This is a genomic window from Sporomusa malonica, assembly GCF_900176355.1.
Taxonomy (GTDB): Bacteria; Bacillota; Negativicutes; order Sporomusales; family Sporomusaceae; genus Sporomusa; species Sporomusa malonica.
In genome coordinates, this window is the sequence record NZ_FWXI01000016.1 from 1 (window position 1) to 19,319 (window position 19,319).

Below are 19,319 nucleotides of genomic sequence, written 5' to 3' on the forward strand. Positions count from 1 at the left end.
TTACACCGATTGCTATCGAAGAAGGTCTGCGTTTCGCTATTCGTGAAGGCGGCCGTACTGTTGGCGCTGGTGTTGTTACCGCGATTATTAAGTAATTAGATTTAAATATATGTTTGGCAGAGGCGGCTTCGGTCGCCTCACAGCCAGACAGGACCGGCGATGACGTGGAAGGTGGCCCGCACGCGCGGGGAAATTTCCACCGAGAATGTCCGTTCAGAGAAACTGGGCGATAAGGAGGAATAAATAAATGGCTAAACAACAAAAAATCAGAATCCGCCTTAAGGCATATGACCACAAGGCGCTTGACCAAAGTGCGGCCAAGATTGTTGAAACCGCAAAACGTACTGGCGCCATGGTTTCTGGCCCTATTCCGCTTCCTACAGAGAAAAATATCTTTACTATTCTGCGTTCACCCCATGTCAATAAAGACTCCCGCGAGCAATTTGAAATGCGGACTCACAAGCGTCTTATTGACATCCTGGAGCCGACCCCCAAGACGGTTGATGCCTTAATGCGTCTCGACTTGCCGGCTGGTGTGGACATTGAAATCAAGCTGTAGGAGGAGGTGCGATAAATGGCTAAAGGAATTTTAGGAAAAAAACTAGGTATGACCCAAATCTTTACGGCTGAGGGTAGAGTTATTCCGGTTACTGTTATTGAAGCCGGTCCCAATGTCGTAGTGCAAAACAAGACAGTTGAAAATGATGGCTACAATGCAGTCCAGCTAGGGTTTGGCGCTGTCAAAGAGAAAAAGGTTAACAAACCGTTAAAGGGTCACTTTGCTAAGGCCAACGTCAAACCAGTAAAGTTTATCCGTGAGCTGCGCCTGCCTGGAGCCTCTGAATATACAGTAGGTCAAGTTCTGAACGCTGATGTATTCAGCGAAGGTGAACTTATTGATGTAACTGGTCCTGCTAAAGGCAAAGGATTTGCCGGCGGCATTAAACGACATAACTTTGCCCGCGGACCTATGGCCCACGGTTCTAAATCCCATCGTGAGCCTGGTACCATTGGTTCCCGGATGAGCGGTGGCGGCGGTAAAGTATTTAAAGGCAAAAAACTCCCAGGTCGTATGGGCGGACAAAAAGTAACCGTTCAGCGCCTGCAAGTAGTCCGCGTAGATGTACCCCGCAACCTTCTTCTGGTTAAAGGTGCTGTTCCCGGACCTAAAGGCAGTTTTGTGATTGTTAGAAATACAGTAAAACCCAATAAGTAATCGCAGCTTGTGGCTTTGCGCCACGGCGTAGAGCGCAGGTTGCGAGCATCGAAAGGAGGATGTGCTATATGCCTAAAGTGGCAGTATATGATATGACCGGTGCAAAAACCGGTGAAGTGGAACTCAATGATAGCGTATTTGGCGTAGAAATAAACGAAGCCCTTGTTCATCAGGCAGTTGTTATGCAGCTGGCAAGCCAGCGTCATGGCACTCACGCAACCAAGACCAGATCGATGGTACGCGGTGGCGGCAGAAAACCCTGGAAACAAAAGGGAACCGGCCGGGCACGGGCTGGCAGCATCCGTTCCCCATTATGGGTAGGTGGCGGTGTTGCGTTTGGTCCGCATCCGCGCAGTTATAAATTCAGCATGCCCCGTAAGGCGCGTCGTCTGGCTATTAAATGTGCGTTAACTGCTAAAGTTAATGACGGTGGTTTAATGGTTGTTGAAGACATCAACTTTGCTGAGCCTAAGACCAAGGATGTTGTTAAACTTCTCGGTAATTTTGAGGCTAGTGACAACAAAGCACTAATTATCACTGTAGATCAAAACGACAATGTCGTAAAATCGTCCCGTAACATTCCTGGTGTTAAAGCCATTAATTCCATGGGGCTTAATGTATACGACTTGTTGCATCATGATAAAGTGTTAGTAACCAAAGATGCAATCGCTAAGATTGAGGAGGTGCTGGCATAATGTCAAACCTACGCGATGTACTCATTAAGCCGTACATTACAGAGAAAACTACTGCAATGATGGCTGACAACAAATATACTTTTATTGTGCCGCTTACAGCCAATAAAATCGAAATTCGCCAAGCTGTTGAGCAAATTTTTAAGGTTAAAGTTCTTGATGTTAGTACCATCCGGGTATTAGGCAAGACTAAGCGCATGGGCAAACATCTTGGCAAGCGCAGCGACTTTAAAAAAGCTATTGTTAAACTGGCTCCTGGCGAGCGCATTGAATTCTTCGAAGGTGTATAACCAAATTTCCTAAAAAGGAGGGGCACACATGCCAGTTAAAAGTTTTAAACCATACGCTCCTGGCAGAAGGTTTATGACGGTAGCCGATTTTTCGGATATTACGTCAGACCGTCCCGAGCGTTCTCTGACCGAGCGTCTCCAAAAGCATGCCGGTCGTAACCAACAAGGCCGTTTAACCGTAAGGCATCAAGGCGGCGGTCACAAGCGTTTATACCGTATCATTGACTTTAAACGCAATAAAGACGGTATTCCCGCAACTGTTGCCACCATTGAATATGATCCTAACCGTTCAGCACGGATTGCCCTCTTAAACTACGCTGACGGCGAAAAACGTTATATTCTCGCACCTAACGGTCTTAAAGTGGGCGATACCATCATGAGCGGCGCGGAAGCCGATATCAAGGTTGGTAATGCCTTAGCACTTAAGAATATTCCGGTAGGTACTCAACTCCATAACATTGAAATGAAAATCGGCAAAGGCGGCCAATTGGTCCGTTCGGCGGGCGCTTCGGCTCAGTTGATGGCTAAAGAAGGCAGCCACGCACTCTTACGTTTGCCATCTGGCGAACTGAGAAAAGTTCATATTAACTGCCGGGCTACTATCGGCCAGGTGGGCAATCTTGAACACGAAAATATCACAATCGGTAAAGCTGGCCGTTCACGTTGGCTGGGTATTCGTCCTGCTAACCGCGGTGTCGCAATGAACCCGATCGACCATCCGCATGGTGGTGGCGAGGGCCGTTCGCCTATCGGCCGTAAGCATCCTGTTACTCCGTGGGGCAAATGCGCAATGGGTGCAAAAACCCGTAAAAGCAAAGCTTCTGACAAGCTGATTGTTAAGAAACGGAAATAATCTCGAATTGCGATGGATGAATCATCGAAAGGAGGCTATTTAGGTGTCAAGATCAATTAAAAAAGGACCTTATGTGCAAGAAAGCCTGCTCAAGAAAATTGATGCGCTTAATGCTAAAAATGATAAAAAAGTTATCAAAACCTGGTCACGCAGCTCGACGATTCTGCCTAACTTTGTTGGACACACACTGGCTGTTCATGACGGCCGTAAGCATGTGCCGGTATATGTTACCGAAGACATGGTTGGACACAAGCTTGGCGAATTTGCGCCGACCCGGACATATAAAGGCCACAGTGGTTCTGAACGGTCTACTGGGGTAAGATAACATATTCTTAGCAAAAATCCGGGGATTACAGCCGGAAGGGGGTTAAACAATGGAAGCTAAAGCAATTGCCAGACATATTCGCATTGCTCCCCGTAAAATCCGCATAGTTATTGATTTAATTCGCGGCAAAAACGTGGGCGAGGCTTTTGCAATTTTGAAATACACTCCGAAAGTCGGAGCTGAAGTTCTGGAAAAAGTGCTCAAATCAGCAATCGCTAATGCTGAACACAACTACGACCTGAATACCGATGCTCTCTTTATCTCACAGGCATTTGTTGATCAGGGACCAACCTTGAAGCGCATTCATCCGCGTTCACGCGGCCAGGCATTCAAGATTTTAAAGCGTACCAGCCACGTAACGCTGGTTGTTAAAGAAAGATAAGCTAAAGACGAAGGAGGGAAATTTAGTGGGTCAAAAAGTTAATCCGCATGGTCTTCGTCTTGGCATTGTAAAAACTTGGGACGCAAAATGGTATGCCGACAAAGATTATGCTAAAAACCTGCATGAAGATATCAAAATCCGTGATATGCTGAAAGAAAAGCTTTACACCTCGAATGTGTCGAAGATCATTATTGAGCGTGCGGCTAATCGAGTGAAAGTTACCATACACACTGCTAAGCCTGGTATGGTTATCGGTCGCGGTGGCAGTGGAATTGAGAATATTAAAAAATGGCTGAAAGATCTTACCGGCAAGATTGTTGATGTAAATATTGCCGAGATTAAGCAAGCCGAACTTGATGCTACTTTAGTTGCTGAAAACATTGCTGCTCAGCTCGAAAAGCGTATTGCTTTCCGTCGGGCAATGAAGCAATCAGTAACTCGCACCATGCGCATGGGAGCAAAAGGTATTAAAGTAATGGTTGGCGGTCGCTTAGGCGGCGCTGAAATTGCTCGTACTGAGAGCTATCGTGAGGGCAGTATTCCCCTGCACACTTTGCGTGCCGACATTGACTATGGCACTGCAGAAGCTGCAACCACTTATGGCCGTATAGGCGTAAAAGTCTGGATTTACAAAGGCGAAGTTCTGCCTGAAGCCAAAAAGACTGTTGTCGCTGCCGCCGCCACTGAAGGGGGCGAGAGATAATGCTTATTCCTAAAAGAGTAAAGCATCGCAAACAATTCCGCGGCCGCATGACTGGTAAAGCCACAAAAGGTATTACTGTTTCTCATGGTGAGTTCGGTCTGGTTGCTCTTGAGCCGGCTTGGATTACCAACCGTCAAATCGAAGCAGCCCGTATCGCCATGACCCGTTATATCAAACGGGGCGGTAAAGTTTGGATTAAAATATTCCCAGATAAGCCGATTACTGCTAAACCTGCTGAAACTCGCATGGGTAGTGGTAAAGGTTCGCCGGAATACTGGGTAGCGGTTGTTAAGCCTGGTCGTGTCATGTTTGAAATGGACGGCGTGCCTGAAGAGACTGCGCGTGAAGCTATGCGTCTTGCCGCACATAAACTGCCCATTAAGACAAAGTTCGTTACGCGGGAGGATACCGCTAATTTGGATATGGACGCACCTGGTGCCAATGCTAAAGCAGGTGGTGAAGTAAATGAAGGCTAATGATATCCGCGATATGAGTGCAGCCGAACTCGACCAAAACCTAAACAAATTAAAAGAGGAACTGTTCAACTTACGGTTCCAACACGCTACCGGCCAATTGGATAACCCCATGCGGATTCCTGCCGTCAAGAAAACAATTGCCCGCATCAAAACTGTTCAGCGTCAGCGTGAACTTAAGGCTCAGTAAGTTGGCACAATGCTAGTGAGTATGAAGGGAGGCAATGTAGAGTGACCGTTGAAAGAAACGAGCGCAAGGTCCGTATTGGCAAAGTAGTAAGCGATAAAATGGACAAAACAGTAGTAGTAGCCGTTGAGCGTTTAGTACGGCACCCGCTGTATCATAAATCCATTAAACAAACAGTTAAGTTTAAAGCTCATGACGAGAATAACGAAAGCCATATTGGTGATACCGTTAAGATTATGGAAACCCGCCCACTGTCCAAAGAAAAGCGCTGGCGCGTGGTTGAAGTTCTGGAAAGAGCACAATAGTAAATAACCCAAATACGAAGTAAGCTTCTAAGGCTCGTCTGCTCTTAACGTGCATCGAGTCACATGAGGAAGGAGGATAAGCACTATGATTCAACAACAGAGTATCCTGAGTGTTGCTGATAATACCGGCGCAAAGCAAATTATGTGCATCCGCGTACTGGGTGGCTCATACCGCCGCTATGCCAACATTGGCGATGTTATCGTTGCGTCTGTTAAAGACGCTACACCCGGTGGCGTTGTCAAGAAAGGCGATGTAATTAAAGCAGTTGTTGTTCGTTCCAAGAAGGGACTGCGTCGTCCGGACGGCTCGTACATCCGGTTTGATGAAAACGCCGCAGTTGTTATTAAAGATGATAAAAGCCCGAGAGGTACACGGATATTTGGACCTGTAGCCCGCGAACTCAGGGACAAAGATTTCATGAAGATTATCTCACTGGCGCCGGAAGTTATCTAGATTAAGGAGGTGTCCGGAGTGTCCGAAGCCCAAAGATTGCATGTAAAAAAAGGCGACAAAGTTGTTGTACTGTCAGGCAAAGATAAAGGCAAAGAAGGCAAAATCGTAGAAGCTCTGCCTAAAAAAGGCAAAGTAGTGGTTGAAGGCGTAAACAAAGTAAAGCGCCACACGAAGCCTAGCCAAAAAGCGCCCCAGGGTGGCATTTTGGTAAAGGAAGCTGCTCTTTCTTCTGCCAAAGTTATGCTGGTATGCCCTGCTTGCAGCAAACCTACCCGCATTAAGAAAACTCAGCTCGCTAGCGGCTCGTTTGCTCGTGCCTGCAAAAAATGCGGCGAAGTTATCGATAAAGACAAGTAATAAACCATCTTCCCTGAAAGGAGGTAAAACATATGGATACAAGACTTAAAGAAAAATATAAAAATGAAGTAGCCAAAGCTATGATGGAAAAGTTCGGCTATAAAAATGTTATGGAAATTCCTAAAGTTGAGAAGGTTGTTATCAATATGGGGGTCGGTGAAGCAGTAGGCAACCCCAAAATTCTCGACGCTGCTGTAGGCGATATGACTCTAATCGCTGGTCAGAAGCCGATTATAACCAGAGCTAAGAAATCCATCGCGGCTTTCAAAATCCGCGAAGGTATGCCTATTGGTGCTAAAGTTACCATGCGCGGCGAACGGATGTATCAATTCCTTGATAAATTGTTCAACATCTCTTTACCTCGGGTTCGTGACTTCCGCGGCGTAAGCCCTAAAGCCTTTGATGGCCGTGGCAACTACTCTTTAGGTATTAAAGAACAGCTGATATTCCCCGAGATTGACTACGACAAAGTAGACAAGATTCGTGGAATGGATATCATCATTGTTACCACCGCCAAGACCGACGAAGAAGCAAGAGAACTGTTAAGATTAATGGGTATGCCATTCAGCGCATAACTGTTCATAGATAGAGTACTGAACAGTTTATAAGAAGGAGGGAATTCGGTGGCCAAGAAGGCTTTAATTGAGAAATGGAAAAACGAGCCTAAGTTTAAGGTACAAAAGTACAACCGCTGCAAAATTTGTGGTCGTCCGCACGGATATATGCGCAAATTCGAAATGTGCCGGATTTGTTTCCGGGAACTGAGCTACAAAGGCGCCATTCCTGGAGTAACCAAGGCAAGCTGGTAGTAGCAGCAACATATAGGAAGGGGGTTCTAAACCATGGTAATGACCGATCCGATTGCCGATATGCTTACGCGCATTCGCAACGCTAACTCGGTTTTTCACGATAAAGTCGAAATTCCGGCATCGAAAATTAAAAAATCTGTAGTACAAATTCTGAAAGACGAAGGTTTTATCAGAGACTACGATACAATTGCCGATGGCAAGCAAGGAATGATTCGTGTAAGTCTGAAATACGGACCGAACCGCGAAAAAGTAATTACTGGAATTAAGCGCATTTCTAAGCCCGGTCTTCGCGTTTACGCTAAGAAAGAGCAACTGCCGCGCGTACTGGGTGGCCTCGGAATTGCGATTATCTCGACATCCAAAGGCATCATGTCTGACAAAGCCGCTCGCAAAGAAGGTCTCGGCGGCGAAGTAATCGCATACGTTTGGTAGTCTAGTGATACAGGAGGTGCAATATGTCTAGAATTGGTAGGAGTCCCATCACTGTTCCTGCTGGTGTTACCGTAACCATCGGTGAAAACAACGTAGTGACAGTTAAAGGCCCTAAAGGCGAACTGACCCGTCAGTTCCATAAAGATATGATTATCGAACTGGAAGACAGTGTCATTAATGTCAAGCGGCCTACAGATAATAAAGAACACCGCTCGCTCCATGGTCTGACCAGAACCCTGGTTAGCAACATGGTAACAGGCGTAACCCAAGGTTTTGCTAAAACCCTGGAGATTGCTGGCGTAGGCTATCGTGCCGCTAAAGCCGGTCAAAAACTGGCGCTCACCTTAGGCTTTTCGCATCCGCTGGAGGTTGAGCCGCCTGCAGGTCTTACAATTGATGTTCCCGCGCCTAACCGGATTGTTGTTTCCGGAATCGACAAAGAAGCTGTCGGCGCACTTGCTGCAAAAATCCGTGGCTACCGTGAGCCAGAGCCCTATAAAGGCAAAGGCATTAAGTACGAAGGCGAAGTTATCCGCCGTAAAGTCGGTAAAGCCGGCGGTAAAGGCAAGAAATAAACTCATAAAAGGCAATTCAAGCGAAAGGAGTGAACACCTTGCTGCGTAAACCGAGCAAAAACATCGGACGTCAAAAGCGCCAACTAAGAGCCCGGAAAAATCTTATTGGCACCACCGAACGCCCCCGTCTTAACGTATTTCGTAGTTTGAAGCATATGTATGCTCAAATTATCAACGATAAAACTGGCGCTACCCTCGTATCGGCTAGCACCATGGATAAAGAGGTACTGGCTAAAGTTGAGTACGGTGGAAACATTGATGCAGCTAAAGCTGTAGGCGAGGCAATCGCCAAACGGGCCCTCGAAAAAGGAATCACTAAAGTGGTATTTGACCGTGCTGGTTACATTTATCACGGCCGCGTTGCCGCCCTGGCTGCTGCTGCACGCGAAGCTGGACTTGAATTCTAAGAAAAGGAGGGAAATTAATGGCCAGAATTGATCACACCGGTCTTGACCTTAAGGAAAAAGTAGTATTTATCAACCGGGTTGCCAAGGTAGTTAAAGGCGGTAGACGCTTTTCTTTCAGCGCTCTGGTAGTTGTCGGCGATGGCAACGGCCATGTAGGTTTCGGCTTGGGCAAAGCTGCTGAAGTGCCGGAAGCTATTCGTAAAGGCGTAGAAGACGCCAAGAAAAACCTGATTAAAGTTCCTATTGTCGGCACCACTATTCCTCATCAAATCATGGGTGAGTTCGGCGCCGGTAAAGTGCTGTTAAAGCCTGCCTCCGAAGGTACAGGCGTAATTGCTGGCGGCCCAGCTCGTGCTGTGCTTGAACTTGCTGGCATTCACGACATCCTGACCAAATCGCTTGGCTCATCTAACGCCAACAACATGGTTCGCGCTACAATCGCTGGTCTTAGCCAGTTAAAACGCGCTGAGCAAGTTGCTAGCCTGCGCGGCAAGACCGTTCAGGAATTGTTGGGTTAAGGAGGTAACACAATGGCGAAACTTAAAATTACATTAACTCGCAGCGTGATTGGCAGACCTGAAGATCAGCGTGCAACAGTAGTAGCACTCGGTCTCAAAAAAACCAATAGCTCTGTAGTTCAAGAAGATAATGCGGTAATCAGAGGCATGGTTCGCAAAGTAGAACACCTTGTTACCGTAGAGCAAGTTGCAGAATAAAATTTCTAGTGGCAATAGCCAACATACTAGTTCAAGGAGGTGCTGTTAATGAAATTACATGAATTAGCTCCAGCGCCTGGTTCAAAAAAAGTTCGCACTCGTGTAGGCCGTGGCCTTGGTTCCGGTCTAGGAAAAACTGCTGGTAAAGGTCACAAAGGCCAAAATGCTCGTGCCGGCGGCGGTGTGCGTCCTGGTTTTGAAGGCGGCCAAAAGCCCTTGTACTTAAGACTGCCTAAGCGCGGTTTTACCAATAAATTCGCTAAAGAATACAGCGAAATTAACGTAATTGAGCTCAACCGCTTTGATAACGGTGCAGTTGTTGATCTCGAAGCTTTGGTAGACGCAGGCGTAGTTAAAAAAGTACTTGATGGTCTTAGAATCTTAGGCAATGGCGAGCTCACCAAGGCTTTAACAGTTAAAGCCAATGGCTTTACTAAGTCGGCCGCTGAAAAAATTCAGGCTGCCGGCGGTACAGTCGAGGTGATTTAATTGCTGGCAGGACTCTCGAACGTCTTAAAGATTACTGAACTAAGGCAGAAAGTAGTTTTCACCTTGGTTATGTTCCTGATATTCAGACTAGGTACACATATCCCCGTACCGGGAGTAAATGCCTCTGTTATCGAGCAGCTGTTTACCCAGGGTAATCTATTTGGGCTTTTAGATATGTTCTCTGGTGGTGCTTTAAGTAAGTTCTCCATATTTGCCATGAGCATCACCCCGTATATTAACGCTTCAATTATCATGCAACTACTTACCGTTGTTGTGCCAAAGTTTGAACAGTGGGCAAAAGAAGGCGATGAGGGTCGTAAGAAAATTACCCAAATTACCCGCTATGGTACTGTCCTGCTTGGTTTTATCCAGGCAATTGGCATGGCATTTGGTTTGAAAGTGGCGATTATTAATCCAGGGTTTGATTCCATACTGCTTGTAGCACTTACCCTGACAGCAGGAACGGTATTCCTGATGTGGCTGGGTGAACAAATTACTGAAAAAGGTATTGGTAACGGCATATCACTAATCATTTTTGCCGGTATCGTTTCAGGCCTACCAAATGGCTTGTATACCATTTATGAGTATGTAAGAGCTGGGACAATTAACATATTTAATGTATTTTTGTTCCTGATTATCGCTGTGGCCATGATTGTGTTTGTAATTGCGATACAACAAGGTCAACGCCGAATCCCTGTACAGTACGCCAAACGGGTAGTGGGCCGCAAGATGTATGGCGGTCATTCTACGCACATTCCGCTTAAAGTGAACCAAGCTGGCGTTATTCCGATAATCTTTGCGTCATCTGTGCTGATGTTCCCGGTAACCATTGCCCAGTTTATTGATGTACCCTGGGTAAAAACAGTGGCAGGGTGGTTTGCGTGGGGCACGCCGCTACAAACAATATTGTATGCGATCCTAATTGTGTTCTTTACGTACTTCTACACTGCGGTTACTATGAACATATCAGATATGGCAGAGAACATGAAAAAACACGGCGGGTTTATCCCTGGTATTAGGCCAGGTAAGCCTACCGCCGATTATTTAGACCGGGTTATGACCAGAATTACCCTGGCCGGATCAATCTTCCTGGCCATAATCGCAATACTACCGAATTTTGTTGGTGCAGCGACTAACCTCCAAGGGGTCTACTTTGGTGGAACTGCCCTCTTAATCGTAGTAGGTGTGGCTCTGGATACCATGAAGCAAATAGAGGCGCTGGTACTCATGCGTCACTATCAAGGCTTCATGAAGTAGGAGGTAGTGGTCATGTTTATTCTGTTAATGGGACCGCCTGGCGCCGGCAAAGGCACTCAGGCGGCCAAACTAGTAGAGAACTTTAAAATTCCCCATATCTCAACCGGTGATATGTTTCGGGCTGCAGTCAAAGAAGGTACCGAGCTTGGTAAACAGGCTAAAGCCTGCATGGATGCTGGTCAATTGGTTCCTGATAGTATAACCATCGGCATTGTTAAAGAGCGCTTGGCGAAAGATGACTGCCAAAAAGGATTTATCCTTGATGGCTTTCCCCGTACAATCGCCCAAGCAGAGGCCCTTGACCGTACGCTAACCGAACTTACCATCAAACTTGACCGGGTTGTCAATATTACTGCTCCTGGCTCTGAACTGGTTGGCCGTATGACAGGCCGCCGGATTTGCAGAAGCTGCGGCGCTACTTATCATGTGGCTTTTAATGCACCTAAAGCAAGCGGTGTCTGTGATAAGTGCAGTGGCGAACTGTATCAGCGGGATGATGACAAAGAAGAAACAGTAGTTAACCGCCTGACGGTTTATCAGACTCAAACCCAGCCTTTAATTGAGTACTATCAGGACAAAGGATTGTACACCGAAATCAACGGTCTGCAGCCAATCGATGATGTTCTCAAAGACATAATCGCTAGCCTGAGAGGCGGGCAAGTATGATAATCTTAAAATCACAAAGGGAATTAAACTACCTGCGTGATGCCGGGCGGATAGTGGCCGAAACGCTTAATGAAGTCAAAAAAGCGGTAAAACCTGAAGTCACTACACTGGAACTTGACAGGATTGCTGAACAGTACATCAAGAGCAAGGGCGCAGTGCCGGCCTTTAAAGGCTATCACGGATTCCCTGGCAACATATGTGCCTCAGTTAATGAAGAGGTAGTACATGGCATTCCTGGATTAAAAAGGTTGAAAAATGGAGATAATGTAAGTATTGACATTGGCGCCATCATAAACGGCTATTGCGGTGATGCTGCGATTACCGTGCCAGTAGGCGAAGTTGATGCCGAAGTTGAGAAACTTATCGAAGTTACCGAACAGTCGCTATATAAAGGGATTGAAAAAGCTATAGCGGGAAGTCGTTTAGGCGACGTTTCCCATAGTATTCAAACCTACGCTGAGGGGCACGGTTATGGTGTGGTGCGCGATTTCGTCGGGCATGGCATCGGCAGAAACATGCACGAAGACCCGCAAATACCTAACTATGGGCTTCCCGGACGCGGCCCGCGATTAAAATCTGGTATGACATTAGCAATAGAACCTATGATTAACGCTGGGACTCATGAGGTCAAGACCTTGAGCGACAACTGGACAGTAGTGACTGCTGACGGCAAGCGTTCGGCCCATTTTGAACACACCATTGCTATTACGGCCGATGGTCCGGAAATATTAACAAAACTATAGGAGGAGACGGCTTGTGCCAGATGGAACTATTAACCCAGGGCACATTGTGATATCATCAGCAGGACGTGATGCTGGCCACGCCTATGTGGTACTCGGGTGGTATAAGCCGCAAACTCTTCTGGTAGCTGACGGACGCGGACGTAAGGTCGTGAGTCCTAAGAAAAAGAACGTGAAGCACGTCAAATGGCATTCTATTGCTAATAATGTGGCGGAAGTTTTAGCTGGTGGTCTAACAATCACCGATGAAGAGATCCGTCAGGCCCTCGCCCACATTGAGGCGACCGGATAAGCTGTTAAAAGCGGACGAGGAGGGATAGCTCATGTCCAAACAAGATGTAATCGAAGTAGAAGGTACGGTCATCGAGGCTTTGCCTAATGCCATGTTCCAGGTAAAACTGGAAAATGGTCATATTGTACTGGCGCATGTATCAGGTAAAATTCGGATGAATTTTATTCGAATTTTACCAGGCGATAAAGTCACAATTGAACTTACACCGTATGATTTGAAACGAGGCCGTATTACCTATAGGTTTAAATAGCTTGTGTTCGTGGGTTCGTAAGTTCGTTAGTCAAGTCGATGAACGAACGCGGACTGGCGGACGGCGGACGCACGATAAGGAGGTTTAATTATGAAAGTAAGGCCATCGGTTAAGCCTATATGTGAAAAATGTAAAATCATCAAACGCCATGGCAGAGTAATGGTGATTTGTGAAAATCCCAAACATAAACAAAAACAAGGCTAAAAAAGAGGGGGGTGTATTAATACATGGCACGTATTGCCGGTGTAGACTTACCGCGTGACAAACGCATTGAAATTGCTTTAACATATATTTTTGGTATTGGTCTTACAATATCAAAAGAGATTCTTGCTAAGACAGGAATCAATCCTGATACCCGGACTCGGGACTTAACTGAGGAAGAAGTTGCTAAACTTCGCGAAACTATTGATAAAAACTATCGCGTCGAAGGCGACCTCCGTCGGGAAGAAGCTCTAAATATTAAGCGGCTCATTGAGATCGGCTCTTATCGTGGCAAACGGCATCGCATGGGTCTGCCTGTACGCGGTCAGCGTACTAAGACTAATGCCCGTACCCGTAAAGGCCCGAAAAAGACTGTTGGCGCTAAGAAGAAGAAGTAAAGGAGGGATAACCATTGGTTGCTAAGAAAGTTGCTTCCAGACCCAAACGTAAAGAACGTAAAAATATAGAACATGGTGTTGCTCACATCCGCTCGACTTTCAATAACACCATCGTAACCATCACTGATACCAGGGGCAATGCTATTTCTTGGGCTAGCGCCGGTGGCCTCGGCTTCAGAGGCTCGCGCAAAAGCACCCCATTTGCTGCCCAGATGGCAGCCGAAACTGCTGCTAAAGCTGCTATGGAACATGGCCTTAAACAAATCGAAGTATTTGTAAAAGGACCTGGCGCCGGCCGCGAAGCTGCTATCCGTTCCCTTCAGGCAGCAGGCCTTGAAGTGAATATGATAAAAGACGTAACACCCATTCCGCACAATGGATGCCGTCCGCCGAAAAGAAGAAGAGTTTAGGGAATTGGGAGGTGTTTGGTAAGAATGGCAAAATATACAGGTCCTGTTTGCAGACTGTGCCGCCGCGAGGGCGCAAAACTGTACCTCAAAGGCGACAGATGCTATAGCGATAAATGCTCTTTCACAGAGCGCGGTTTTGCTCCCGGCCAGCATGGCGCCGGTCAAGCCCGTAAAAAAGTTTCCGAGTATGGCATTCAGCTCCGGGAAAAACAAAAAACTCGTCGTATCTACGGCGTGCTTGAGCGTCAATTCCGGAACTACTTTGAAAAGGCTGAACGCCAAAAAGGCATTACCGGCGAAAACCTTTTGGTTATGCTGGAAAGAAGACTTGATAATGTTGTTTTCCGCATGGGTCTGGCCGAAAGCCGCAACCAAGCAAGACAACTTGTACGTCATGGCTTATTTAATGTTAATGGTCGACGCGTAGATATTCCTTCCTTCCTGGTTAAAGCTGGCGACGTTGTTGCCGCACGGGAAACAAGTAAGGAATCACCTATTATGAAGAAAATCGCTGAATCGCTTGGTCATAAGCAAGCTCCAGCTTGGATGGAACTTACGGCTGCCGATATGAGCGGTAAAATTATGCGCTACCCCACCCGGGAAGAAATTGATATTCCTATTCAGGAACATCTAATTGTAGAATTGTACTCGAGATAATCTGCCCTCAACCCGTGGCGATGGCGTAACTTAAGAGTTCGCGCAAATGAGGAGGGTTTTTTCCGGATGATTGAAATCGAAAAGCCGAAAATCGAGATCGTGGAAGTAAGTGAAGATAACCGTTATGGCAAATTCGTGTGGGAACCACTTGACCGGGGCTTTGGCATTACGCTGGGCAACAGTCTAAGAAGGGTGCTTTTATCGTCATTGCCTGGTGCAGCTGTAACCTCGGTTAAAATTGACGGTGTGCTTCACGAATTTGCCACGATTCCCGGTGTTCGGGAGGACGTCACCGACATAATTCTAAACCTAAAAGAACTGTGTCTGAAAATGCATAGTGACGAGCCGAAAGTTTTACTGATTGAAGCGTTTGAAGAAGGCGAAGTCACTGCAGGCGATATCAGAGCCGATGCCGACATCGATATTTTGAACGAAGATCTCCACTTGGCGACAGTTGGTGCCGGTGGTAAACTTCGTATGGAAATCATGGTGGAAAAAGGTAAAGGCTATGTACCGGCTGATAAAAACAAAAAACCCGACCATGTAATCGGGATTATTCCTATTGACTCCATCTTCTCGCCTATTGTACGCGTCAACTATAATGTTACCGATACGCGTGTTGGTAATGTAACCAACTATGACAAGCTTACATTAGAAGTATGGACAGATGGCAGTATGCGTCCCGAAGAGGCGGTCAGCAAAGCTGCTGGCATAATGGTGTCGCACCTGAAATTATTTCAAAATATTGCCGGAGAACCTCCTGAAGAGGATGAGGGTCAAGGTTTGGTACCTGAAGAACCTGCAGAGGGTAAAAACAGGACAATGGAAATGACCATTGAAGACCTGGACCTCTCGGTACGTTCTTACAATTGTTTAAAGCGGGCCGGAATCAACACAGTGGCTGAGCTTGTCCAAAAGAGCGAAGACGACATGATGAAAGTTCGCAACTTAGGGCGTAAGTCACTGGAAGAGGTTAAGAAGAAGATTATTGAAATGGGTCTGGCCCTTGCGGAGCACGAAGAATAAAGGGAGGGAAGAATTGTGGCCTACAGAAAGTTAGGACGGGATACTAGCGCTCGCAAAGCGCTGTTTCGCAGTATGTTGACTTCCTTCTTTGCATATGAGCGTATTGAAACCACTGAAGCTAAGGCGAAAGAAATCAGCGGCCTTGCCGATAAAATGATTACTTTGGCTAAGCGGGGCGACCTGCATGCCCGCCGACAAGTGCTATCAAGCCTCTACGACGAAGAAGTTGTGAAAAAACTGTTTGACGTAATTGCCCCAAAATATGCTGAGCGTCAAGGCGGTTATACCCGGGTACTTAAACTGGGACCACGCCGGGGCGATGCTGCTCCTATGGCGATTATCGAATTAGTGTAACAGGTTTAAAGACAAGGGCGACCCAGCGGGTCGCCTTTATTCTTATAGACATTTGTAAAGGGGTGTACAAGCCTCAATATGGGAGAACTTATTAAGATTGAAAACTTGCGCCACACTTATCCAGGTTACGAAGGCCAGGAGGTAGTTGCGCTTACTGATATTAACCTGACTGTCAGTCAGGGAGAATTTGTTGCGATTATTGGCACCAATGGCTCAGGCAAATCAACATTGGCCAAACACCTTAATGCCTTGATTTTACCAACAGGCGGTACATGCCTGGTCGGCGGTCTGGATACTGCTGAAGGCGATAACGTATGGAATATACGCCAGCAAGTCGGCATGGTATTTCAAAATCCTGATAACCAGATTGTGGCGGCTGTCGTTGAGGAAGACGTAGCCTTTGGCCCGGAAAACCTTGGCGTAGCACCTACTGAGATTGCCCAGCGAGTTACCGAAGCGCTCGCACTTGTCAATATGTCCGATTATCGGTACCATGGTCCGCATCTCTTATCTGGCGGACAGAAACAGCGAGTAGCCATTGCCGGCGTACTGGCTATGCGTCCCAAGTGCCTGGTCCTGGACGAACCAACAGCCATGCTTGACCCGCGTGGGCGCAAAGAGGTGCTCGATACTGTTTGCCGTTTGAACCAGGAAGGAATTACTGTTATCTATATTACTCATTTCATGGAAGAAGCCGTTGCTGCCCACCGGGTAGTGGTCATGGAGCAGGGTAAAATCACCATGCAAGGGACGCCAGCTGAGATCTTTAGCCAAGTAGAGCACCTAAAAGGTATGGGGCTTGATGTGCCTGCTGCTGCGGAAGTGGCCGCTTACCTACGCAGTCATGGAATGAAGCTGGAGAACGATATAATAAGCGATGAACAACTGGTGGTGGCACTATGTCCATAGTCTTTGACAATGTTACTTATACCTATATGCCAGACACCCCTTACCAGCGGACAGCCATACAGAATATTAACCTCACGATCAATAAGGGCGAATTTATTGGGATCATCGGCCATACTGGCTCAGGAAAATCTACGCTGGTACAGCATATGAATGGGCTTATTGCACCTACCTCTGGTCAAGTAACCGTAGATGGTGCTGACTTAAAGGCCAAAAATGAAGCGGCCCGCAACGCGCGGCGGCGGGTAGGGATGGTTTTTCAGTATCCTGAACACCAATTATTTGAAGAAACTATCTACCAAGATATTGCCTTTGGCCCAAAAAACTTGGGAGTACAGGCAGAAGAGCTTGACAGTCGTATTAGGCGGGCTATGGATTTTGTCGGACTTGATTATCAAGCCTTTAAAGACCGCTCTCCCTTTAACCTAAGCGGGGGGCAGATGCGGCGGGTTGCTATTGCCGGCGTCATCGCCCTTGAGCCTGATTACCTGGCACTTGATGAGCCGGCGGCCGGGCTTGACCCCCGGGGTCGTGATGAAATCTTTGGTCAAATTGTTAAGCTGCATCAGACAACAGGTATCACTGTCATCCTGGTGTCACATAATATGGAGGATGTTGCCCGGTTTGCCAGTCGGGTGTTGGTCATGAACGGCGGCCAAATCAGTCTTGATGGCACACCTAAAGAAATCTTTGGCAATGGTCGTCAAGAACTGAGAGACGCTGGTGTTGATGTGCCGCCGTTAACGGCGCTCATTGATGCGCTTCAAGCTAAAGGCTTACAGGTTAGTAATACTGCGATGACGGCAGAAGTAGCGGCTCAAGAGATTTTTGAAGCCGTCAGGGGGCCAAAACATGCTAACTGATATCACTTTGGGCCAGTACTTTCCCGGCCGGTCACCGATCCATCTCTTAGACCCCCGCACCAAGATACTGGGTATTATTGCTTATATTAGCACCATATTTTTGGCTGAGGATTATCTGGCCTATGGCATACTGGCCGCGTTTGCCGCCATGGCTGTTGCTATCTCAGGAATCCCTGCCAGGATGGTTATCAAATCAATCAAGCCGCTGTGGATTATCATCATCCTGACACTAGCCATTCATGTTTTTAGTACGCCAGGTACAGTGCTCTATAACCTTGGGCCGCTGTCAGTCACTAAAGAAGGGATACGCATGGGGATACTCATGTCCCTGCGGCTGGCGCTTCTTATTGCGGTATCGTCACTGTTGACCTTTACCACATCACCGATTGCCCTGACTGATGGCATTGAACGCTTGTTAAACCCCTTCAAGCGCCTGGGAGTTCCTGCACATGAGCTGGCCATGATGATGACCATTGCGCTACGGTTTATTCCCACATTGCTCGAAGAGGCCGACAGGATTATGAAAGCGCAAATGGCCCGGGGGGCAGATTTTACATCAGGTAATATTTTAAACCGGGCTAAAAATATGGTGCCACTATTGGTGCCGCTGTTTATCAGCGCTTTTCGCCGGGCGGATGAACTAGCCGTAGCTATGGAGGCAAGATGTTATCGCGGGGGCGAAAACCGCACTCGCATGAAAGAGCTAAAACTGGGTGTACAGGACATAATGGCAGCTATCACTATCGGGCTCTTAATCGTGGTGCTAGTAGCTGTTAGAGCATACACAATAACAATATGAGAAACATTAAGCTCATATTAGCTTATGACGGCAGCGCCTATCATGGCTATCAACGCCAGGCTAACGCCATGACCATTCAGCAGCTAGTAGAAGAACGGCTGACCAAACTCTTTGGGCACCCACTTAAAATTAACGGCTCAGCCCGTACCGACACTGGGGTGCATGCCTACGGTCAGGTTATTAACTTTTTCACACAAGGGACGATACCGGCAGAGCGTATCCCCCTGGCGGCCAAAGCCCTGTTGCCACCTGATATTGTGGTGGTGGCAGCCAGTGAAGAGCCCCTGGAGTTTCATGCCCGTCGTTCGGCAGAGAGTAAGATTTATCGGTATCGGATTGTTAACACGCGTTTACCTAATCCATTTGAACGCAATTATGCGTGGCATTGTATCGCCAAGCTTGACACAGCCCTTATGCATGAGGCGGCGCAAGCCGTTGTTGGCACCCACGATTTTTCGGCTTTTCGCGCGACTGGCGGTCCGCCGGTAACCCCCGTGCGCACGATTATGTCTGCTACTTGCCGGGATGCGGGCAACTCCGTGATTGAGCTTGAATTCTGGGGGACTGGATTTTTGTACCATATGGTACGGAACATGGTGGGAACGCTTGTTGAGGTTGGCCGGCACCGTCTGACGCCAGGTGGATTTGGTGCAATTCTGGCAGGACGAGACCGCCGCGCGGCAGGTATGACAGCGCCTGCGCAAGGACTGTATTTAGTTGAGGTTAAGTATGAAAACGAGATTGTCCAAAAATAAATTTTCTCTGGCAAGGGATAACGCTTGACATCCTTTATCTAATTTATTACAATAACTTTATGAGATTTTTGCCATGGCTT

At 47.2% G+C, this 19,319-nt stretch carries 37 protein-coding genes; all 37 read left to right on the forward strand.

The annotated features are described in order from the left end of the window. A partial coding sequence (locus tag B9A22_RS16520) for an EF-Tu C-terminal domain-related protein (RefSeq protein ID WP_139796287.1) occupies positions 1-95 on the forward strand: 95 nt, incomplete at its 5' end. Positions 96-247: 152 nt separating this feature from the next. After that, positions 248-559, forward strand: a complete 312-nt coding sequence (gene rpsJ, locus B9A22_RS16525; protein ID WP_021168692.1) for a 30S ribosomal protein S10 — start codon at positions 248-250, stop codon at positions 557-559. Between the two features lie 15 nt (positions 560-574). Beyond that, the gene (rplC, locus tag B9A22_RS16530) at positions 575-1,216 is read left to right on the forward strand and encodes a 50S ribosomal protein L3 (protein ID WP_084577057.1); all 642 of its coding nucleotides are present in this window, start codon (positions 575-577) and stop codon (positions 1,214-1,216) included. Between the two features lie 68 nt (positions 1,217-1,284). After that, positions 1,285-1,911 (forward strand): 50S ribosomal protein L4, encoded by a 627-nt coding sequence (rplD, locus tag B9A22_RS16535; protein ID WP_084577058.1) that lies wholly within the window; start codon positions 1,285-1,287, stop codon positions 1,909-1,911. Continuing rightward, positions 1,911-2,198 (forward strand): 50S ribosomal protein L23, encoded by a 288-nt coding sequence (gene rplW / locus B9A22_RS16540; protein ID WP_084577059.1) that lies wholly within the window; start codon positions 1,911-1,913, stop codon positions 2,196-2,198. Before rplD ends, rplW begins: the two co-directional genes overlap by 1 nt. 28 nt (positions 2,199-2,226) lie before the next feature. Continuing rightward, positions 2,227-3,051 carry a 50S ribosomal protein L2 gene (gene rplB, locus B9A22_RS16545; RefSeq protein ID WP_084577060.1) on the forward strand — a complete coding sequence of 275 codons (825 nt, stop codon included), beginning with the start codon at positions 2,227-2,229 and terminating at the stop codon, positions 3,049-3,051. 43 nt (positions 3,052-3,094) lie between these two features. After that, complete coding sequence (gene rpsS, locus B9A22_RS16550) at positions 3,095-3,376, forward strand: 30S ribosomal protein S19 (protein ID WP_084577061.1); 282 nt, start codon at positions 3,095-3,097, stop codon at positions 3,374-3,376. A 49-nt stretch (positions 3,377-3,425) separates the two neighbouring features. Continuing rightward, a complete protein-coding gene (gene rplV / locus B9A22_RS16555; RefSeq protein WP_084577062.1) occupies positions 3,426-3,758 on the forward strand; it encodes a 50S ribosomal protein L22 in 333 nt (110 codons plus the stop codon). A gap of 25 nt (positions 3,759-3,783) precedes the next feature. Then, positions 3,784-4,461 carry a 30S ribosomal protein S3 gene (rpsC, locus tag B9A22_RS16560; RefSeq protein WP_084577063.1) on the forward strand — a complete coding sequence of 226 codons (678 nt, stop codon included), beginning with the start codon at positions 3,784-3,786 and terminating at the stop codon, positions 4,459-4,461. Next, positions 4,461-4,937 carry a 50S ribosomal protein L16 gene (rplP, locus tag B9A22_RS16565; protein ID WP_084577064.1) on the forward strand — a complete coding sequence of 159 codons (477 nt, stop codon included), beginning with the start codon at positions 4,461-4,463 and terminating at the stop codon, positions 4,935-4,937. The genes rpsC and rplP overlap by 1 nt, the downstream gene beginning before the upstream one ends. Next, positions 4,927-5,124 carry a 50S ribosomal protein L29 gene (gene rpmC / locus B9A22_RS16570; RefSeq protein ID WP_075752836.1) on the forward strand — a complete coding sequence of 66 codons (198 nt, stop codon included), beginning with the start codon at positions 4,927-4,929 and terminating at the stop codon, positions 5,122-5,124. Before rplP ends, rpmC begins: the two co-directional genes overlap by 11 nt. A gap of 41 nt (positions 5,125-5,165) precedes the next feature. Continuing rightward, positions 5,166-5,426, forward strand: a complete 261-nt coding sequence (gene rpsQ / locus B9A22_RS16575; protein ID WP_084577065.1) for a 30S ribosomal protein S17 — start codon at positions 5,166-5,168, stop codon at positions 5,424-5,426. An 85-nt stretch (positions 5,427-5,511) separates the two neighbouring features. After that, complete coding sequence (rplN, locus tag B9A22_RS16580) at positions 5,512-5,880, forward strand: 50S ribosomal protein L14 (protein ID WP_084577066.1); 369 nt, start codon at positions 5,512-5,514, stop codon at positions 5,878-5,880. Between the two features lie 18 nt (positions 5,881-5,898). After that, entirely contained in the window at positions 5,899-6,237 is a 339-nt protein-coding gene (gene rplX, locus B9A22_RS16585) for a 50S ribosomal protein L24 (protein WP_084577067.1), read from the forward strand. 32 nt (positions 6,238-6,269) lie between these two features. Continuing rightward, the gene (gene rplE, locus B9A22_RS16590; RefSeq protein ID WP_084577068.1) at positions 6,270-6,812 is read left to right on the forward strand and encodes a 50S ribosomal protein L5; all 543 of its coding nucleotides are present in this window, start codon (positions 6,270-6,272) and stop codon (positions 6,810-6,812) included. A 48-nt stretch (positions 6,813-6,860) separates the two neighbouring features. Beyond that, positions 6,861-7,046 (forward strand): type Z 30S ribosomal protein S14, encoded by a 186-nt coding sequence (locus B9A22_RS16595; RefSeq protein WP_084577069.1) that lies wholly within the window; start codon positions 6,861-6,863, stop codon positions 7,044-7,046. Between the two features lie 33 nt (positions 7,047-7,079). Beyond that, positions 7,080-7,478, forward strand: a complete 399-nt coding sequence (gene rpsH / locus B9A22_RS16600) for a 30S ribosomal protein S8 (RefSeq protein ID WP_084577070.1) — start codon at positions 7,080-7,082, stop codon at positions 7,476-7,478. Positions 7,479-7,501: 23 nt separating this feature from the next. Continuing rightward, on the forward strand, positions 7,502-8,053 hold the full coding sequence (gene rplF / locus B9A22_RS16605) for a 50S ribosomal protein L6 (protein WP_084577071.1): 552 nt from the start codon (positions 7,502-7,504) through the stop codon (positions 8,051-8,053). A gap of 38 nt (positions 8,054-8,091) precedes the next feature. Then, positions 8,092-8,460, forward strand: a complete 369-nt coding sequence (rplR, locus tag B9A22_RS16610; RefSeq protein WP_084577072.1) for a 50S ribosomal protein L18 — start codon at positions 8,092-8,094, stop codon at positions 8,458-8,460. A 17-nt stretch (positions 8,461-8,477) separates the two neighbouring features. After that, the gene (rpsE, locus tag B9A22_RS16615) at positions 8,478-8,978 is read left to right on the forward strand and encodes a 30S ribosomal protein S5 (protein ID WP_084577073.1); all 501 of its coding nucleotides are present in this window, start codon (positions 8,478-8,480) and stop codon (positions 8,976-8,978) included. Between the two features lie 12 nt (positions 8,979-8,990). Continuing rightward, positions 8,991-9,176 carry a 50S ribosomal protein L30 gene (rpmD, locus tag B9A22_RS16620; RefSeq protein ID WP_084577074.1) on the forward strand — a complete coding sequence of 62 codons (186 nt, stop codon included), beginning with the start codon at positions 8,991-8,993 and terminating at the stop codon, positions 9,174-9,176. Positions 9,177-9,224: 48 nt separating this feature from the next. Then, positions 9,225-9,665 carry a 50S ribosomal protein L15 gene (rplO, locus tag B9A22_RS16625; RefSeq protein WP_084577075.1) on the forward strand — a complete coding sequence of 147 codons (441 nt, stop codon included), beginning with the start codon at positions 9,225-9,227 and terminating at the stop codon, positions 9,663-9,665. After that, positions 9,666-10,922 (forward strand): preprotein translocase subunit SecY, encoded by a 1,257-nt coding sequence (gene secY, locus B9A22_RS16630; protein WP_084577076.1) that lies wholly within the window; start codon positions 9,666-9,668, stop codon positions 10,920-10,922. 12 nt (positions 10,923-10,934) lie between these two features. Further along, complete coding sequence (locus B9A22_RS16635; protein ID WP_084577077.1) at positions 10,935-11,588, forward strand: adenylate kinase; 654 nt, start codon at positions 10,935-10,937, stop codon at positions 11,586-11,588. Continuing rightward, entirely contained in the window at positions 11,585-12,331 is a 747-nt protein-coding gene (gene map, locus B9A22_RS16640; RefSeq protein WP_084577078.1) for a type I methionyl aminopeptidase, read from the forward strand. Before B9A22_RS16635 ends, map begins: the two co-directional genes overlap by 4 nt. A gap of 13 nt (positions 12,332-12,344) precedes the next feature. After that, positions 12,345-12,620 (forward strand): KOW domain-containing RNA-binding protein, encoded by a 276-nt coding sequence (locus tag B9A22_RS16645; protein WP_084577079.1) that lies wholly within the window; start codon positions 12,345-12,347, stop codon positions 12,618-12,620. Positions 12,621-12,651: 31 nt separating this feature from the next. After that, positions 12,652-12,870: a translation initiation factor IF-1 gene (gene infA, locus B9A22_RS16650; RefSeq protein WP_084577080.1), complete on the forward strand. Its 219-nt coding sequence runs from the start codon at positions 12,652-12,654 to the stop codon at positions 12,868-12,870. 90 nt (positions 12,871-12,960) lie between these two features. Continuing rightward, positions 12,961-13,074: a 50S ribosomal protein L36 gene (gene rpmJ, locus B9A22_RS16655; protein WP_028971919.1), complete on the forward strand. Its 114-nt coding sequence runs from the start codon at positions 12,961-12,963 to the stop codon at positions 13,072-13,074. Between the two features lie 23 nt (positions 13,075-13,097). Beyond that, positions 13,098-13,469 (forward strand): 30S ribosomal protein S13, encoded by a 372-nt coding sequence (gene rpsM / locus B9A22_RS16660; RefSeq protein WP_084577081.1) that lies wholly within the window; start codon positions 13,098-13,100, stop codon positions 13,467-13,469. Between the two features lie 14 nt (positions 13,470-13,483). Continuing rightward, entirely contained in the window at positions 13,484-13,879 is a 396-nt protein-coding gene (rpsK, locus tag B9A22_RS16665) for a 30S ribosomal protein S11 (RefSeq protein WP_084577082.1), read from the forward strand. Positions 13,880-13,903: 24 nt separating this feature from the next. Further along, the gene (gene rpsD / locus B9A22_RS16670; RefSeq protein ID WP_084577083.1) at positions 13,904-14,536 is read left to right on the forward strand and encodes a 30S ribosomal protein S4; all 633 of its coding nucleotides are present in this window, start codon (positions 13,904-13,906) and stop codon (positions 14,534-14,536) included. Positions 14,537-14,602: 66 nt separating this feature from the next. After that, positions 14,603-15,562 carry a DNA-directed RNA polymerase subunit alpha gene (locus B9A22_RS16675; protein ID WP_084577084.1) on the forward strand — a complete coding sequence of 320 codons (960 nt, stop codon included), beginning with the start codon at positions 14,603-14,605 and terminating at the stop codon, positions 15,560-15,562. A 15-nt stretch (positions 15,563-15,577) separates the two neighbouring features. Then, a complete protein-coding gene (gene rplQ / locus B9A22_RS16680) occupies positions 15,578-15,916 on the forward strand; it encodes a 50S ribosomal protein L17 (protein WP_084577085.1) in 339 nt (112 codons plus the stop codon). Between the two features lie 78 nt (positions 15,917-15,994). Further along, positions 15,995-16,825: an energy-coupling factor transporter ATPase gene (locus B9A22_RS16685; RefSeq protein WP_084577086.1), complete on the forward strand. Its 831-nt coding sequence runs from the start codon at positions 15,995-15,997 to the stop codon at positions 16,823-16,825. Next, on the forward strand, positions 16,816-17,685 hold the full coding sequence (locus tag B9A22_RS16690; RefSeq protein ID WP_084577087.1) for an energy-coupling factor transporter ATPase: 870 nt from the start codon (positions 16,816-16,818) through the stop codon (positions 17,683-17,685). Before B9A22_RS16685 ends, B9A22_RS16690 begins: the two co-directional genes overlap by 10 nt. Beyond that, positions 17,675-18,484, forward strand: a complete 810-nt coding sequence (locus tag B9A22_RS16695; protein ID WP_084577088.1) for an energy-coupling factor transporter transmembrane component T family protein — start codon at positions 17,675-17,677, stop codon at positions 18,482-18,484. The genes B9A22_RS16690 and B9A22_RS16695 overlap by 11 nt, the downstream gene beginning before the upstream one ends. Continuing rightward, positions 18,481-19,239 (forward strand): tRNA pseudouridine(38-40) synthase TruA, encoded by a 759-nt coding sequence (gene truA / locus B9A22_RS16700; RefSeq protein ID WP_084577089.1) that lies wholly within the window; start codon positions 18,481-18,483, stop codon positions 19,237-19,239. The genes B9A22_RS16695 and truA overlap by 4 nt, the downstream gene beginning before the upstream one ends. Positions 19,240-19,319: the final 80 nt, after the last annotated feature.